Source organism: Pseudaestuariivita rosea (assembly GCF_017592335.1).
Lineage (GTDB): Bacteria > Pseudomonadota > Alphaproteobacteria > Rhodobacterales > Rhodobacteraceae > Parasulfitobacter > Parasulfitobacter rosea.
The window spans coordinates 22,503-40,191 of sequence record NZ_JACNMP010000011.1; the positions used below are offsets into that span (position 1 = coordinate 22,503).

Annotated in this window: 15 protein-coding genes; 2 read left to right on the plus strand and 13 right to left on the minus strand. The window is 54.6% G+C overall.

The features are described 5' to 3' along the window. The 8 genes from flgK to H7848_RS09410 all read right to left on the minus strand — a co-directional run bounded on the left by flgK (nt 1) and on the right by H7848_RS09410 (nt 9,598). Nucleotides 1-1,446: a flagellar hook-associated protein FlgK gene (gene flgK / locus H7848_RS09375; protein WP_208350506.1), complete on the minus strand. Its 1,446-nt coding sequence runs from the start codon at nt 1,444-1,446 to the stop codon at nt 1-3. 19 nt (nt 1,447-1,465) lie between these two features. Beyond that, complete coding sequence (locus tag H7848_RS09380) at nt 1,466-2,767, minus strand: flagellar hook protein FlgE (RefSeq protein WP_208350507.1); 1,302 nt, start codon at nt 2,765-2,767, stop codon at nt 1,466-1,468. Between the two features lie 96 nt (nt 2,768-2,863). After that, nucleotides 2,864-3,700 (minus strand): flagellar motor protein MotB, encoded by an 837-nt coding sequence (locus tag H7848_RS09385; protein WP_208350508.1) that lies wholly within the window; start codon nt 3,698-3,700, stop codon nt 2,864-2,866. A gap of 92 nt (nt 3,701-3,792) precedes the next feature. After that, entirely contained in the window at nt 3,793-4,701 is a 909-nt protein-coding gene (locus H7848_RS09390; RefSeq protein WP_208350510.1) for a hypothetical protein, read from the minus strand. 31 nt (nt 4,702-4,732) lie between these two features. Continuing rightward, nucleotides 4,733-5,134, minus strand: a complete 402-nt coding sequence (locus H7848_RS09395; protein ID WP_208350512.1) for a hypothetical protein — start codon at nt 5,132-5,134, stop codon at nt 4,733-4,735. 80 nt (nt 5,135-5,214) lie between these two features. Then, nucleotides 5,215-7,068 carry a dynamin family protein gene (locus tag H7848_RS09400; RefSeq protein WP_208350517.1) on the minus strand — a complete coding sequence of 618 codons (1,854 nt, stop codon included), beginning with the start codon at nt 7,066-7,068 and terminating at the stop codon, nt 5,215-5,217. 22 nt (nt 7,069-7,090) lie between these two features. Then, a complete protein-coding gene (locus H7848_RS09405; protein WP_208350521.1) occupies nt 7,091-9,151 on the minus strand; it encodes a dynamin family protein in 2,061 nt (686 codons plus the stop codon). Between the two features lie 51 nt (nt 9,152-9,202). Beyond that, on the minus strand, nt 9,203-9,598 hold the full coding sequence (locus H7848_RS09410; RefSeq protein ID WP_208350522.1) for a hypothetical protein: 396 nt from the start codon (nt 9,596-9,598) through the stop codon (nt 9,203-9,205). 386 nt (nt 9,599-9,984) lie between these two features. Here H7848_RS09410 and H7848_RS09415 point away from each other — a divergent pair, with 386 nt between their 5' ends. Continuing rightward, nucleotides 9,985-10,758 (plus strand): DUF2125 domain-containing protein, encoded by a 774-nt coding sequence (locus tag H7848_RS09415; RefSeq protein ID WP_208350524.1) that lies wholly within the window; start codon nt 9,985-9,987, stop codon nt 10,756-10,758. Nucleotides 10,759-10,763: 5 nt separating this feature from the next. On the opposite strand, the gene H7848_RS09420 is transcribed toward H7848_RS09415, so the two are convergent. From H7848_RS09420 to H7848_RS09440, 5 genes are all read right to left on the minus strand, one after another. Next, nucleotides 10,764-11,171 carry a thioredoxin family protein gene (locus tag H7848_RS09420; RefSeq protein WP_208350526.1) on the minus strand — a complete coding sequence of 136 codons (408 nt, stop codon included), beginning with the start codon at nt 11,169-11,171 and terminating at the stop codon, nt 10,764-10,766. 15 nt (nt 11,172-11,186) lie between these two features. Continuing rightward, nucleotides 11,187-11,900, minus strand: a complete 714-nt coding sequence (locus H7848_RS09425; protein WP_208350528.1) for a cytochrome c biogenesis CcdA family protein — start codon at nt 11,898-11,900, stop codon at nt 11,187-11,189. Between the two features lie 57 nt (nt 11,901-11,957). Next, nucleotides 11,958-12,833, minus strand: coding sequence for a DMT family transporter (locus H7848_RS09430; protein ID WP_208350530.1), 876 nt, complete (start codon nt 12,831-12,833; stop codon nt 11,958-11,960). 288 nt (nt 12,834-13,121) lie between these two features. Beyond that, entirely contained in the window at nt 13,122-14,093 is a 972-nt protein-coding gene (locus H7848_RS09435) for a pyridoxal-phosphate dependent enzyme (RefSeq protein ID WP_208350532.1), read from the minus strand. 66 nt (nt 14,094-14,159) lie between these two features. Further along, entirely contained in the window at nt 14,160-15,818 is a 1,659-nt protein-coding gene (locus H7848_RS09440; protein ID WP_208350537.1) for an NAD+ synthase, read from the minus strand. Nucleotides 15,819-16,260: 442 nt separating this feature from the next. On the opposite strand from H7848_RS09440, the gene H7848_RS09445 reads away from it, so the two are divergent. Next, the gene (locus H7848_RS09445) at nt 16,261-17,646 is read left to right on the plus strand and encodes an MORN repeat-containing protein (RefSeq protein WP_208350677.1); all 1,386 of its coding nucleotides are present in this window, start codon (nt 16,261-16,263) and stop codon (nt 17,644-17,646) included. Nucleotides 17,647-17,689: the final 43 nt, after the last annotated feature.

Below are 17,689 nucleotides of genomic sequence, written 5' to 3' on the forward strand. Positions count from 1 at the left end.
TCAGATCCTGATGATTTGGTCCATCAATTCGTCGATGGTTTGAATAACACGTGCATTTGCGGCGTAGTTTTGTTCAATAAGAAGCAGTTTTTGCATCTCATCATCTGTGTTGACGCCATTGGCCGCCTCAAGGTCGCGCAGTGTGTTTGCGCGGGTGGCGGCAAAGCTTTGATCAGCTTCCAGATTTTGCCGTGACGTCGAAATGCCTGACAATAGGTCAGATGCAAATCCAGCGGCCGACCGTGATGAATTGCCCAAACCGGGCAAGGGCGCACGCGAACTGGTAAAAGCTTCTTGGAATGACAATAGCTGTGTTCCATCGCCACTTGGCCCTGGTGCGATAGCGCCAACACCATCACGTAGACGCCAAAGCTCTCCGCCATTGGCGGGATCGACTGTGGGGTTGATCGATAGTCTTTCTGCCAATCCGCTTTCATTGGCAGGATCAAAGGCTGATGCTCCATCGGTGAATAGTCCCGCATCGCCAGCACTCAGGCTGGCGTCCGCAGCCGGGTCTTGGAACCGTTCAACAAGATCGCGCGCCAGTGCGTCTACTTGTTGCTGAGCGGTCACGGAAAGATCATCGCGGATTTCAAAATTTGCAGCAAGCCGCCCACCACGAAGGGATCCGGCCATGCCGTCAATCTCGCGGCCGTTCAGCGTGAGGCGGCCCAGAGAACCGGCTTCGACAGTCATACCGGCGGCGATTGTGGGGGTCGGTGGGAAAGTCAGCTCGGCCGGAACACCATCAACAAGCTGTGCGCCGCCCGTGGTGATAAGTGCCACTTGGCCATGATCGCGTTGCAGTTCTTTAATCGGAACAATTTCCGAGATCAGATCAATCTGCCGTTGTCTTTCATCCTGAAGCGAGGCCGTTGGAAGACCTGTCGCATTATGACGTTTAATGGTTGAGTTCAGTTCCGCAACGCGTTGCATTGCAGCATTTAGGGCATCAACGTCCCGCTTGATAGCCGCATCCGCATTCATGCGTGCGATCTGAATGTCGTCATTCAGAATGTTGATCGAATCCGTGAGTCTTGATGCACTTTCCAAAACATCCGTAAGTCTGGCATCGCTATCAGGCTGACTGGATGCGGCCAGTAGGCTGGCTTCGAAATCTGCATAGCGGCTGGACAGCGATCCCGGTTCCCCGGGAACGCCGATTGTTCTTTCGAGCTGGTTTAGAAAGTTCGATTTTGTTTGTGAAAAACTCAAATCAGCTTCGGCCAACCGTCGATCTGAAACCAGACCCGCGTCGATAATACGCCTCTCGGATGTGACCTGAACGCCGCCCATATTTCCCGACGTGCGGGAAGACAGCGTTATTTCTCGCCTTCCGTATCCATCTGTTAAGGCGTTGGAGACGTTTGTCGATACTGTTTCCGCAGCCCGAGACATGGCGCCTAGGCCTGAAACCGCGTTAGAGAGTGCGCTTGTGATTGACATGGGTCAGCCCCTTTGCACGTTATCGTTTAATGTTGGTTGTTTCCTGCAGCATCTCGTCCACTGTCTGGATCACTTTTGCATTGGACGAATATGCGCGCTGCGTCTGGATCAGATTGGTCAACTCGCCAGCGACATCGGTGGTCGATTCTTCACGAGCAAAACTTAGGATGTCGCCGGTTGGGCCATCCCCTGCATCCCACAGAAAATAGGAACCACTTTCCGGTGAGATTGAATAGGTCTGCTGATCCATAGCCACCAGGCCATTTGGGTTCGGCATATCAACAAGTGGAATCTGATAAATCGTCCGTGAAATCCCAGTGTCGAAGAAGGCGCGAACATAGCCGTTTTCGTCCACTTCAACTGATGTCATGTTACCCACGGGCGATCCGTCTTTCAGAATCGAGACAGGCGCAAAGTTGTCGGACAGTTGTGTGATACCACTGCTATCGCCAGGTGTTCCGATTGAGATATCAATAGGCCCGCCCAGAACATTCACCTGAAATGTTCCAGTGACAGGGTCATATGCGCCACCGCTTGTTGTTGTAACCGAAGCAATCGTGCCGCCATCGGTCCGGTTGTCGTTGAAGTTCAAAGTATATTCCCCGACAACAGCATTCGCGGATGCCGAATCGCGCACAAGCATTGTCCATTCATTTGACGCACCCGCAGCCGGAACAGTTGGTGTAAATTCAACAGAAAGACTTTGGGATGTGCCAAGATTGTCGAAATACTCAATCGACAATTGTTGTGAGGCACCTGCTGACCCGACCTCGGTATCAGTCGCCGGCAGATTTACACCAAGTGACATGCGGGTTGTTGGTTCGCCGCCAAACTGGTTCACGTTGATCTGAATGGGTTCAAGGCCAGCAGAAGTATCCCGAGGATAGCTTGGGATCGTTCCGTCAGCATTAGCGGGCCATCCCATCAGAACCAGGCCGGATTCTGTACGTAGGATACCATCCTGGTCTGTGCGGAAAGATCCCGTGGTTGTCAGCATCATTTCCTGTTCACCATTGTCGACATTGACGGCTGATGTTGTCGTTACAGGCAGCATGCCGCGACCGCGCACTGACAGGTCTGTTGGGTTGCTGGTGGACACAAGTGGACCACGTTCATCGATCAAGCGTTGTGTCGTGACGCGCACCCCGCCTGCGGAATAAGTTCCCGAACCCGATGAAATGACCATCGAATGAAAATCTGCAGTTGCCCGTTTATACCCAAAGGTCGAGGAGTTCGCGATGTTGTCCGATATCGTGGCCAAACGGCTTGCGTTCGCGGTCAGACCCGCCACACCGGCATTGAGCGAGGAAGAAATCGTCATTTTGCGCCTTTCTGCTGCATCGACATTTATCTTCCCGTTGCTACCGCACGGTGACTTAACAGTGTGCTAACAGATAAAATTTGCGCAATTCTGATTTCAGTCCCTCAGCAGAATAATCTCGATCCGATCATTGCGCACGGACATGGTATTCTCGACGATCGGTTCGCGGTCTGCATGTCCTGTCGTTCGGTTCAACCGCATTGGATCAAAGTTGCTGTTTTCGAACAGTGTCCTGATGGTAGCCGCGCGATCTGTCGATATCTGCCATACGGGATTATCACGCACAACAATTGGCTTTGATCTGCTATGTCCTTCAATTGCAACATTATTTTCGACGAGTTGAAAGACATCCGCAATCATATCAACCAAGGCGACAGTCAAGCGGGTTGGTTCGCCGGAAGTTGCATCAAAGATAGGGTCATCCGGTGTTGCAAATATTTCGACCACTAGCCCCTCGTCTGTCACTCGGGTCGTGATATGCTTCATCAGTTCATTTGCGACATCGCTTTCGCCGCCCAGGCCCAGCAATTCCTCTTCAATTTTAAAGAGTTTTTCATTCGCGCCATCAGTTTCGGCGTCGGTATTCGTCTGACCGTCTGCACCGATAACAAGTAGATCCTGTTCAGATTCGGGCCGTGTTGCACCTACACCGGTGCGGGCTGACATTTCGGTTGAGAATATGTTTTCCCCCCCAAATGCACCATCACCGCCGCCCGAGGTCCGCGTGACCGCAATGGATGGCGAAAAATAGTCCGCCAGGCCCTTGCGCTGATTTTCAGTGGTCGCATTCAACAACCACATCAACATGAAAAACGCCATCATCGCGGTTACGAAGTCAGCATATGCGACTTTCCAAGCACCACCATGGTGCCCGCCACCCGCCACGACTTTTTTGCGCTTGATAATAATCGGCGCCTTTGACTGCCCGGACATATCCACCACCTTTTCTTCACCCGCAAGCAGCAATAAGATGAAGAAGTGAAAACCGCCTTACCAATTCAAATTGTTTGTATTTCGGACGTCTCTTAGGTGGATGACACTTGGGCCCAACTTGAAAATACTCGACCTAAGTCTTTATTTTTGAATGAGGAAATAATGCAATGTCCTTCGTGCATAAAAAACGCGACTGAATTGCCATCGGCGGCCTGTGATCGCATCACGATCAGCTTTTGGCCCGATAGCACCGATGATGTTTCCGTTGACCAGCGGTCCAGCATCCCCAGTATTTCGTCCTTTATATCCAAAAGATCACCGTCAAACGGGTCCGGGACTGACTGCAAAACATCGCCTGATGGGGCGACCAGAAAGGCAACGTTGCTTCTGCGCTGGATCGATTGAAAAAAGACCGAGATCTTTTCAGGCACACCATCTAGGATCGGCACAGAAGGCGGTGGGTCTGTATCGCCTTGAACCGAAGGATCCGCAGCGTCTACGTTTGTCAGGGCTGCTTCCAAAAGGTCGATTATCGTTTCATTCGGTAGATTCAGTTTTTTGCAAGCGCTCTCGAGTTCGTCCGAGGTATAGCCGACCTCGTCCGCGCCATAGAGTTCTTGTGGCGGTGCGGACAGAACCCGCAAATTACCGTCAATACTGGCGAACAACGTCAGCATATGTGACAACGATGTCAGTTGCTCATCACGCTGGCTGTCATCGCGGCCGGTGAAAAGCGTATCGCCTTCCCTCAGAAGACCAGACGGTTGAACATCCAGCACCTTCAACACGCGTCTGCTGCCGGCGTCGATGGTCAGATGTGCATTGTTGCCGTTTTCAAAAGTCAAAACACGCGGCAGAAGTGTTTGACCAATTTCACCTGTAATCGCTTTAAGACGTTCCTGCGCTGTCTCAGAGGGCAGGTGGCGCACCTGTTGTTCACGCTCTTTAGCAGTTTTTCGTACCTGTTTTAGGATATTGGCAAGTGAGGCACTAAGCGACATGACTAAAAGTCCCGACGTGGCTGCGCAGACGCTATACGGCTGCAGTTATAGTATCCAGATCCATGCGCGATTTGGTCAGAACCATACCCGGATTGGCCAGTTTATTGCAGATATAACATACAACATGGTTAGGATATTGTTTCGTCCGCATGAACACATTCAGATATTGCTGATTAAAAACCAGAAACTCCTGAAAATAGCTTTCAGATGGTTCATTGGGGTCGCCTTGCGCCATGTGATTATCCAATCTGGCAAATTCGTCACCAAGCAACATATCGGTCATGGCGCCCGCCAGAGTATCAAAGACGTCAGATGAAAAACCGGGCATCATGGTTTCAGCCAGCAACATGCCCGTTTCAACGTCCAGATACCCGACCGCCAGGCATTCGGGCACGTTCGTCATGGATTTTTCTAAAGCCTGTTCAAGTGACATGGTCACTCCGGATCACAACATAAATAGACAAGCCATGGCTTATCACATGGCTTGATCCATTAGGCAAGTATTCCGAAAGGTCAGGCCAGCTTGCTCCAACCGCCGGGCGCCGGGTCGTCGTCCGTTTCGGCGGCCTGCTGTTCGGCCTGCATCATCGCCTCATCCTGCGCTTCGATCCGTTCCAGCAGTTCCTGAACGGCGGCAAGAACATCGGGTATCGAGTTTATGTCGCCACGTTGCGCGATTTCAGCCCAGATTTGTGATGGCAAGACATCCGTTGGAGCGTCTTCAAGGGCATCATCGGTCTCGGGTAAATCAACACTGGCTGTTTCCTGCAAAGCGGACGCCTTTGCGTCGGGTTCTGACTGGGCAGAGCCAAGTACGCCCACAACATTTGTCGCGACATCTTTAATAATGTCATCTTCCTCAACCTCTTCCACTTGTTTGGAAAGCGGCTCGGTCATGTCGGCATATTCTTCGACTTCGGCAAAAACCTCACTTTCGTCGAACTGTGCCGGTTCGTCTGCGGTTTCTGAAACTGCATCGATGACTGGTTCTTCGGAGTGGTCGGCGTCTTCAGTCGTTTCTTCCGTGAAAACAGGCGCGAAGGTCGAAACAGGCTCGGCTGGCGTTTCTACAGGGCGATATTCGAAATCGTCATGCGGTACGTCAACATCTGTATCGTCTTTAGCCTGCGCCACCTGATCCTGTTGGGCGCGGTCTTCGTCTGTCATCGGTGCAAAACTATGCCCGAAGCCGGCGGCGGAAGACGCTGTTGGTGTTTCGGCAACAGGTTCTTCCACAGTCTCTTCGATGTGTTGATCCGCATCAGAGCTGTTTTCGGGTCGCAAATTGCCGTCAAAAGCTGCACGCAATGCGCTGATCTTGTTTTCCGCAGGCGGCTCTGGTGCTGCTGGTGGCGTCGGTTGTTGCGCCTCAGTGTTTTCTGATGCTGGTGCAGCAGCCTGCAGAGTGTCGTCCCCCCCCAGTTTCGAGCGCAGATCGTTTGCCTCGGACGTAGGCAGGCGTTCGCGGCGTTCTTCCGGATTGCGTGCCGGGCGCGAAGGCCGCACTGGTGAAAATGACTGAACCAACGGATTGTCCCGGCCTGGCCGGTTGGGCCGCACAACGCCTGGGAAGCTTTCCACATTGCTTGAGGTGTCGCCATTATGGCGCATCAGCATCTTGCCGCGTTCGGTCATAATGTCATCAAGCACGCGGTCAAACGCTTCGGTAAAGCCCTTACCACCGCTTTGTTCCCACATTGGACCCGTATCACCGGCTTCACGTGCCTCAATAGCTTCCAACAACGCCATGAAATGACGACTGCGGAAAAGGGGTGCGGCTTCGCGTTCCAGACGTGCGTCAACCCGCTGGCGATCTTCCGGGGTTGCCAGTTTGTCGGCCCGTGTCACCAGCAGCAGACTTTTGTCTTTCAGCCGGTCAGGCAGAGAAACCCAGGCGCTGCGTTCACTTTCGCGCCAGGCCTGGGTGGCGTGTGTACACCACAAAATCGCATTTGCATAACCAACGGCATGCATCCAAACCTGTGCGGGAATGTTCGGGTCCGAAATGCCGGGCGTATCGATCAGATCGCAGCGTTTCAAGAACTCTGCCTTGCTGTAAACCCGGATAAACCGTGTTTTGCGTACATTGATCGACCCTATGTCGTTCAGGTCAACCGAACGGCGATTGCCGTAAACATCCATACGGAACGGTTCGCCTTCGCCATAACGCATCCAGACGGGGGGCAGCTGCGTCGCCGTTACCTGCGTCGGCAGAATCGACGTGCCCAGCAACAGGTTCAGCAGAGTGGATTTCCCCGCACTGAATTCACCCATCAACGCAATGGCAGGCTTGCGCTTGGCCCATTTTGTCAGCCGCTCAAGCTGTGCAGGGCTAAGTTGGCGTTTGTTGGGGGCTTGTCCCGTCATCACGTCTCTCCTTCCGGCCTGATCAGGCGGCGACCCGTTCCAGTCGGGTCAACACATCGCCCAATGCGCCTTGCGTTTGTTCCAACTCAGCATCACTGCCGGATTGGAAATGCTCAGACCCCAATTCGGGGTTTTCAGCCAGTTTCAACAGCATTTCGCTTTGCTCTTGCAGAAACTCGTCCAAAGTAGAGCTGATTTTCTGCAACACCTCTTTGACCTGCGTTTCCTGCAGTTCCTGAATGATTGCCCCTGACTCTGAATGAATCAAACGCGCATAATCCGTTGCAAATGCTTCGAAACCCTTACGTTTCTGCCACCATTTGCGCCACCACGTGCTTTGCAGGTCCAGCGCGATGGTTTTTCCCAACACGACAGGGGGCGGCACGCGTGGCGGGATTGGTGGTTCAATATGGAAGCCATCCAGGTCGACCCCGAATACTTCCATATAAATCCGCTCAATATCCTTGGCGGATTGTGCATAAAGGGCGGCGGCATTCTTGCTCGCCGCGTTTGAGAAATTCAGGTATCCCGCCCGCAACAGCAGACGCAGACCATCTGGCTTGTATTGCCACGATCCGTGTTCACCATTCTTTTGCAGATGACTGATCAGCGCATCTGTGGCCCGTTTCACAAAGCTGGCCTCGGCCTTTTCCAGACGGGAACTCAGCCCATCCTGCAAATCCTTCAAAACAGCTGCCATCTTGCTGTCATAGGTCTGGATCAAGGCTTTCAAAGATCCTTTCAACAGTTTGACGTCAACATTGATGTCGCCTGACAGATTCAGCCGCATCCGACTGCCGGTGCTGGTTGCTGCACGGGCCTGGTTGGCCAGGTTCAGTGCGCGCTTACGAACCTTTTCAAGCGTCCGTTGGCCGCTGCCTTCGCGGACGCGGGCATAAACAGAATCCATTAGCGCCGGAATGCCGGACAGATACCATGTGTGGGCTTCGACATCGTCAACCGCAAAATCTTCGGCGGCCTGGGCCCATTCGATCAGCGAATTACGGCTTTCATCGGATAGACTACCGATACTGTCGGTCAACGCGGCCTCGGCCCACTTCGCGCTGCCAAAGATGATCGAACAGTCATGCGGGGCATTATAGCCCTTCAGTGTGGCGCGGATGCTGTTTTCGATCTCGGGCACCTGGGTTGCCGGGTCGGGCAGTTCGTCAATGCGATTCACGAACAGGATCACCTGACGTTTTTCCAGGTTCGAAATCAGCCGGATCAGCGCCATATCCATGGTCGTCAGTGCCTGATGCGCTGACAGGACAACCACACAAATCTCGGAATCACGGACACTGCGGATTGTGATCTGTTCGCGCACCATAAATGTATCATTCACACCGGGCGTGTCGCGCAGGCAAAGTGTGCCGGGAAATTCGGGCAGATCCACAAACAGCTCGGCCGATTTGGTGACATCTGCATAGTGGCCCCGCGTTCCTTCGACAGGTGCGCCGGTAACAGGATCTTCGCCCAGACAGACATAACGTTCGACCAACTCAGAGTCATAGTAATCGTAGCGATGCTGCTGACCCATCAGGGTCTCAAAATCATTCCCCAGACGCGACCGGGTCTTTTCCTGCATCTCGGCGATCTGGCGTTGAATTTCCTGCATTTCGTCATCGGCACCGGCCCGTTCGGCCAGTTCACCCAGACGACCACCGGTCAGAACCAGTTTGTCCCATTCATCCTTGTCGAAGAATTCGAACAGCGCCTTGGTCTGCGCACCTTCATGCTTGGGATTGATGTGCAGTGTGGTCACAACCGATGTCCAAGGGTTCACATCGGACGGCAATAACCCCGGCGATCCGACCAGAACATTGGTCAGTGCAGTTTTACCAGCTTTAACCTGGCCCACCAGCGTCACGCTGGGCTCAAAATCATCCAGTTTCTTTTTCAGCGCCATCGCGCGCGCGGATGTGCGTTTATCACAGACCTCGGCCAGTTTCTGAACGGCATTGCCTGTTTCCTCGAACGCGTAATTCAACGGTCCAAGACTGTTCAAACCCAATGGAAGTAGACGGCGGTTTGCCGGAATGCATTCACCCTGCGCTGCGTCTATCTGAGGATTGACGGTCATTTTTCTTGTTCCCCCATAACAAAACCTACCCAATGGCCTTGATCAGACATGTCATGACCCGGATACCCGATCCAGATCATTTGCCTCACTAGGTGCCTGTATCAGCCCAACGATTTCAATGGCCCTGTAGGTCAGGTCTGTCATCGTTTCGTCGGATAAAGACGCCCCTGCGGTCGGATCAACGGCGACTGCGATATGATCATAGTCGTCACTGTCAGCAAACCGCACCAGCGCTTTTTCTACAAGTAGGTCATGTGTCGCTGTTTTCGAATGTTGCCAAGCCGCATTGGCAAGCAGTTCGGCATCCGCATCTTTTTTCTTGATCGAAATGCAAACGCCAGCACCCTCCGCAACCTTTTCCAGCATACCCAGTTTGCGAAAGATTTCCTGCTGCTTGGCCTGATGCGATAATACCGCGTCTTTTCCGGTGTCATCCGCATTTAACATCTGTAAGTCCTAACACACAAAGTGACCCATATACATATCAGGTGCCCCGAGCGATTCTCAGAACAATTTAAAGTAACATCGAAAGATGCTCTTCAGCCCCTAATTTTAAGTCCTATGCGGTCGCTTAGGCTAAAATTAGGCACTCTTTGGACAACCGTGCCACTTTTGTAACGGGTTTTGCCCCTAAAGGTAAACAAAAAGCCGATTCTGACAACTCAAAGCAGAAAAACCACAGGTTTCATCACGGTAAGCGATTCTTTTCGTGACAAGAATCATGTCATTGTTAACGATATCGCTGGCTGGTTCGAGCTGTTCTTGCTAGAATCAGCAGCAGACGTAAAGCAGGTTATTTGCGGCCCGAAGGTGGCATAATCATGGTGAATGTTATGAAAATTATACTGCGCATTATTTTTGTATTGTCCGGTTTGGTGGTGGCTGCACCAGCCATATCGCAATCGGGGTCCAGCACAGGCACAGCGGATGATCATTCAGTTTCCGCTACCGTGGCCAGCAATGGTGTCGACAAGCGCAGCCTTTTCCAATCTGCAACAGATACCACGCGGCAGCCGTCCACCACATCAACAGACCGGATACGCCTGACCGCGCAGACCTTATCCCTGATCGAGGACGACGATGTGCGTCAGATTCTGCAGCGCGCCGGGCTGCGTGTTGGGCAGAGCGGATCAAACACCTATGGGGTTTCGCTTTCAACACGGGGGTTTCGCCTGCCCCCTGACATTGTGCAGGATGTTCAAGGAAGACGTCTGCCGGCGGTCGTCGACCGTGCCGAACTGCAGGCCGATGTGATCCTTGATAAACCATGGGCGCGTTCTGGTTTCTCGAACGAAGCGCCGCAGATACAAACCATCGATATCACCGATGCAGCAATTGACTGGGGCGCATTACGACTTCAGATGACAGGCGGGCTTCGTGTCGATCAGCAGGGACTGGCCAGCGGAACCCTGCAGATGACATTGCCTGATCTACAACGCACGCTGGCGCTTCTGCCAGTGAATGGCACAGTCAGCCGCGCAAGCGTGTCAGACGCCCTGGGCGACACTGCTCAGTCCAGTGTTACGGTTCCTATTCTGGTCGTTGATGGCGTCGCACGGGTGGGGCCGGTTACAATTTTTACGATCCCACCGTTGCTGTTGGGCTGACCGGATCAGGCGTTTTCCGGCAAACCTGAATCCAGTAGCGCCTTGATGGTGTCCTTGCGGGTATCGGCCACAATGCGCCCCAGCTCCTGATCCCCGCGCAGCATGATAAGTGTCGACCTGCGGGGCACGTTATAGCGCTGCACAATCGGATCGTTTTTATAGGTGTCCCAATCAACCGCGATAAAGGTGATGTTTTCCTGATACGCCGGGTTCGAGGATTTCAGAGCATTGATCGCACGTTCCTGCGCGCGGCAGGTGCTGCACCAGCTGGCCTTGAAATCAACAAATACAGTGTCACCGGCGGCAAGCCGTTCATCGATCAGCCCGGGCGTATAGCTGACAAAAGCGGCCTGGGCCATCATCGGGGCCACAACGGCGGCGGTGGTCAGGGCGATAAACTCTCTTCTTTTCAACGGAACTCTCCTTTTTTACAGGGCAACAGATAAATCCTGCAGCCAGATCGGCATCGTATCCAGCAACCAGATCTCGACGATCTTGAAAGCGCCCGACAGCATCACGACGCCCACGACGATAAAGATGATCCCCATGATCGGACGGGATTTCGCGGCAATCGCCCGCATCGTGGCCTGACGTTTCTGAAGAGCAGACCGCGCGCCATAGCCCAAAGCCAAAATAATGGTCGACACGCCCATGGCAAAGCTGACCATGATCGCCGTGGCCCAGCCCAGGCTTTCGCCCTTGCTGGCCATCGAAATGGCGCCGCCCAATGTGGGGCCGATACAAGGGCTCCAGACAGCGCCCAGCAACATGCCGGCCAGAAACTGGCCCTTCAGACCCGACCGATCAATCTGATCCATGCCCGCATCGGCCTTATCCGCAAAGCCCGCGGTCGCCGTCGCAAACCCGGTCGCAAAGCGGGGCACCAGCAGGATCAGACCAAATCCGATCATCAGCGCCGCCCCGACGCTTGAGATAGTAGTATCATCAATGCCCAGAACCCGCCCAAAAGCCGCGACCGTGACGCCAAGAATAACAAAGGCAACGCTCATCCCCGCGGCCAACGCAATCGGCCCGCGCCGGTCGGCTTGCAGGGCGGTCGCTAGCACAATCGGCAGCACCGGCAAAACGCAAGGGTTGATCAGGGTCAGCAGACCCGCACCATATCCAAATAGCAATTCCATAGGCGCAGGCTTGCGTTATGCGGGGCGCTTTGTCACTTCACCGACGCGTTATCTGGGTCACATCCGCGTGGGGTTTTGTTTCGAAATCTGCACGGCAAAGATACCGGCAGCAATGATAGCGACCCCCGCCATGTCAAGAACGCCAAGCCGTTCGCCCAACATAAGAGCCGCTATCGCAACCCCCAGAAAAGGCGTCAGAAAATGATAGGTTGAGGCCTTGACCGCCCCAATCCGACGCACCAGCATGAACCAGACCGCTGACCCGACCAGCCCCGGAAAGATCGTGGTATAGGTAAAGGCTACGACCAGCTGCCAGGTCAGCTCAACCTCAATCGTCTCGAAAACGGCCGCGGGCAGGCTAAGGGTCAGACTGCCGATCAGCATCTGTAGCCCGACGATCATCAAAACATTGCCGCCGGACGATGCCGTGCGCACCGCCATCGTCGCAAAGGTCAGCGACATCACCCCGCCAATGCACAGTAGCACGCCATAGATATCGACGTTCCCCTGCAGCCGCGACGCCATGATCACGACTACACCAACCACCCCGACGATCAGACCCGCAATCCCCAGGGGCCGCACGTTTTCACGAAAGACGACCCAACCGGCAAAAGCCACCAGCAAGGGCATCGTCGACGATATAATCGCGGCCAGCGATGCCTCGATCGTTTGCATCGCCATGAAATTCAGCCCCAGGTACAGCGTATTCTGGCAAACCCCGTAAATCGCCGTGGCCACCCACTGCGCCCGCGTCAATCGCCAGCTTTGCCCCAACATCCGCGCGACAATGACCGCAATCAGCCCTGATATCAGAAACCGCAGGCAAAGCGCCGTCAGTGGCGGTGCATAGGCCACAATAACCCGCGCCGAGGTAAAGGCCGACGACCAGATCACCGCAAATGTCAGCCCCATCAAAAGGGCGCGAATGTCCATGGTTGCCCCCGGCGTTCCGTCAACAGCCCGACCGGCGTAGTCGAAAACCGCCACTTGGGGAAGGTGCAGACTAACTCAGTTTCAATAATTGCCTGTTATTGGGCGTGAATAACAACAGCACTTCGGCCTCAAACTCTTATACCCACGCCGCAATTACGGGTGCATGATCTTCAGATCATAAGACGTCTGATTGCCACTGACTTCCTTCGTTATCAGCTGATCAATGTTGTGACCGACACGGAGTTCGAACATTTTATCAAGATGAGCCAGGCGAATAATGAAGTTGGATCATGCTGAACCACCAAGGATCGGTGCGATTGTCTTCCGGTCGAAGTTCGCGCCACACAACAGGACAACGCTCGTCCCTATTCCTTGTCGCCCTTTGTCCTTTTCCCACGCCGCCAGCGTCATACCTGCGGACCCTTCAACAAGCATTTTTTCTGTCCAGGCGACCTGTCGCACGCCGTCTGCTATTTCGGTTTCGGAGCAGTCGATGAGATCATCGACAACTTCAGATGCCAGCGGCAGCGTGATCGAGTCGCTATCGAACCCCCCGGCAACGCCATCGGCCAGGGTCGGATGGTGATCGACTTCGACATGCTTTTCGGCACGCAGGCTAGAAGCGAAGGCGCGGGAGTTGACGGCGCTGACGCCTACAACCCGTGCATTAGGGGCAAAGGCTTTCAGAACGCTGCCAATGCCAGAGATCAGGCCGCCGCCACCCATGGCAACGTAAACGGTATCAAGATCGGGCACCTGCTCAATCAGTTCCAAGCCAATCGTACCTTGCCCGGCGACGACCTGGGCGTCGTTATATGGTGACACGTAGGTGATCCCTTCGGTGTCCGCGATTTCTCGTGCGTGTTGTTCAGCAAGGCCGGAATCGTTCGAGTGAAGGATCGTCTTCACACCGAGCGCCTGGATACGGCTCAGTTTCTCCTCTGCGACGGTTTCCGGCAACACCACAGTCAGCGAGTGGCCCGTGATACGGGCGGCGTTCGCGACGGCCAAGCCGTGGTTGCCGGACGACGCAGTGATCAGCGGAACTTCAAGTGAGGTGGCAGTCAGCTTCGCCATGGCCCCACGAAACTTAAAGGAACCGGTATGTTGCAGGTTCTCGCACTTGAAAACCAAATGCCTGTGGTCTTCGGATGAGCCCCTGGAAGGCAGGCAGGGCGTCAAGGATAGCTTTCTGCTGATCTTCTTTCGCACTATTACGGAACGTGCGGCTTGTTCGTAAATGCGTTCCGAAATTGTCATCTTTCGTGGTTCTTTTCCAAGTTTTGCTTCCTTTTGGCGGCATTAACGACGGACTGCGCAGTATAATCATGACCCATCCCGCCAGCGGTTCACGATGGGATAGCGGCGGTCCAGCCAGAAGGCGCGGCCGGATAGGCGGGGGCCGGGGGCGGATTGGAACCGTTTGTATTCCGAGATATAGATCAGATGTTCGACCTTCTTCACCGTCTGCGCATCAAATCCCGCCTCAACACAGTCAGCGACTGACGCATCGCGGTCGATCAGCATTTCAAGGATACCGTCCAGCACCTCATAGGGGGGCAGGCTGTCTTCGTCTTTCTGATCATCACGCAGTTCCGCCGTGGGCGGCTTTTCGATAATCTGAACTGGAATCACCTCACCCCCCGGTCCCTTCATCCACGGCCGATGATTGGCATTGCGCCAGCGGCAGGTGTCGAACACGCGGGTTTTGTACATATCCTTGATCGGATTGTAACCCCCCGACATATCGCCATAGATCGTGGCATAGCCGACCGCGACCTCGGATTTATTGCCGGTGGTCAGCAGCATCTCACCAAACTTGTTCGACTGCGCCATCAGCAGAAGGCCCCGCAGACGCGACTGGATATTTTCCTCGGTGATATCCGCGGCCATACCGTTAAAAAGCGGCTGCAGCGCCTCGGTCACGGCTTGGCGCGGGCCGGTAATGGGCACGCTGTCCAGATGCACGCCCAGGTTTGCCGCCACTGCCGCGGCATCGTCCAGTGAACCTTGCGAGGTATATTCCGACGGCAGCATCACACAGCGCACATTGTCAGGCCCAAGCGCATCCACCGCAATCGTCGCCACAATCGCGCTGTCAATCCCACCGGACAGACCCAGCACGACCTTTCCAAACCCCGTCTTGCCCAGATAATCGCGCAGGCCTTCGACCATCACGCGGTAATCCTGTTCATAGCTGTCGGGATGCACCACCTTTTCGCCCGGCACCGCGCGCCAGCCCTGATCGGTCAGCTCAAAATCGACATGGGTGATGCATTCGTCGAAGACGGGCATCTTCACGGCCAACTTGCCACCGGGGTTCAGCACGAAGGACCCGCCATCGAAAATCTGATCATCCTGCCCACCAACCAGGTTCAGATAGACCAGAGGCAACCCCGTTTCGACAACACGCGCCACCATCTTGTTCAAACGGATGTCGAATTTATCGCGAAAGTACGGCGACCCGTTGGGCACCATCAGAACCTCGGCCCCGGTCTCGGCTAGTGACTCGGGCACGTCTTCGTGCCAGGCATCTTCGCAAATCGGGATACCCACGCGCATCGGGCCGATTGTCACGGGGCCGCTGATCTGACCGCTTATGAAATAGCGTTCTTCGTCAAAGACTGTGAAATTCGGCAGGTTGTGCTTGAAGATCCGCGCCTTGACCTGCCCGCCATGCAAGACGTGATAGGTGTTGAATAGCTCGGTGCCTTCATAACACGGGCCACCGATGCCCAAGGCGGGACCATCGGCACAATCGGCTGCCAGCTGGTCAACCGTCTGCATCGCCTCAATCGTAAAGGCGCGCTTCATCACAAGATCCTGCGCCTGATAGCCGCTTAGAAACATCTCGGGCAGCATGACATAATCGGCGCCAGCCTCTTTGCCCGCCTGCCAGGCCTGCTTGGCCTTTTCCATGTTGCCCTGAAAATCGCCAACTGTCGGGTTCAGTTGGGCCAGCGTCACGCGGAATGTTCGGGACATAAATGAAGACCTTTCTTAGGGCCTGTTCACACTATTAAGTTAGCGCTGGTTTCAGACCAAAATTGCTCATCTCTCAGCATTTGAGCGCAGGAATAGCGGGCTATTTCAAGCTCAAATAACGACGAAATGGGCAATTTTGGCGAAATCCCCGCGGGACGCGGCCCATTTTGCGGCTGACAAGCCGCTTTGCCCTGACGATGAACCACATCGCTGCGGTCAAATCGGCTTGTCAGCCGCAAAATGGGTCTCGCGCCAGAGCTAACTCAATAGTGTGAACAGGCCCTAGTAACTGCGACCCGTTTACCAGATATAGGGACGAACGAAAGAGTGCGGCGCTGAAAACCGTTGCCCCTGACGTAAGGGTCAATTAGGCTTCGCCACAAATCTATCAATGGCGCTGGGGCGCGTCGATTACAGGGGGATAAGGGTGCGTCTTTTACGTATGACGACCGCAGCGGCGGGGTTGCTTCTTACGAGTTTCGGTGTCTGGGCGCAGGATGTTCAGATCAAGCAGTATGAAAACGGTGGCATCTACGAAGGCACCTTTCAGGATGGCAAGCAGCACGGTTTTGGTACTTATACCCTGCCGAATGGCTATGAATACACCGGCGAATGGGTCGATGGCGAAATCTCGGGCGAAGGGACAGCCAAGTTCCCGAACGGGTCCGTCTATGTCGGCGAATTTGCCCAAGGCCAGCCAAACGGTTTTGGTAAGATGACCTTTGCCGATGGCGGCAGCTATGAAGGTGACTGGGCAAACGGCCAGATCACGGGTGTGGGTATCGTGATCTATGCCAGCGGCGTGGTCTATGAAGGCAGCGTTGAAAATGCCGAACATAATGGCTTTGGCAAGCTGCAAGATCCGTCCGGTTATGTCTACGAAGGTGCCTGGGTTGATGGTCTCCGCACCGGCGAAGCGCGCATCACCTATGCCGATGGGTCTGTTTATGACGGAACCGTAGCGGATGGCCAGCGTCAGGGTCAGGGAACCCTGACGGTTTCAGACGGCACAGTTTTTGAGGGCACATGGGTCGATGATCAGCTGCAGGGGCAGGGTCGTCTGGTTCAGGCCAATGGTGATGTCTACGAAGGCGATTTCAAAGCCGGCCGGCGTGACGGTCAGGGCAAGGTCACATTGGCCAACGGTGATGTCTACGAAGGCCAGTTCGCCGATGATCAACGCCACGGAACCGGAACATTCACCAGCACCGATGGCTATGTTTATACCGGCGAATGGCAGAATGGCCTGATCGAAGGGCAGGGCGAAATCACTTATCCCGACGGGTCGGTCTATACCGGCAGCTTTGTCAACGAACTGCCTGATGGCCAGGGCAGGATCGTCTATGCCGATGGCAGCACCTACGAAGGCGAATGGTCCGCAGGTGTGATCGAAGGCCAGGGCACTGTCACTTATCCCAACGGCCTGATCTACGAAGGTGGCTTTCAGAATGCGCAAAACCACGGCACAGGCACGATGACCTTTCCAAATGGCTATGTCTATGAAGGCGAATGGCAGAACGGTCGCCGACACGGTCAGGGCAAATTCACCATGACCGATGGTTTTGTTTATCAGGGTGAATGGCGTCAGGGGGAAATGACCGGCCAAGGAACTGCGGTCTATGACACGGGCGACGTTTATATCGGCATGTTCGAAAACGGTGCGCGCAGCGGTCAGGGCACCATGCGCTTTACATCCGGGGTTGAGATCTCGGGCATTTGGGAAAACGGTTCTCTGGTCGATAACACTGCCCAGCCCGAGGCCGCTTCAGCCGATGCTGCGGATGGCGCCCCGGATGCCGATGATGGCGGCGACGCATCCGCAAACTGACCCAAATGCGGTGTGATAACTCAGGCCCCGATCCAGCGGTCCT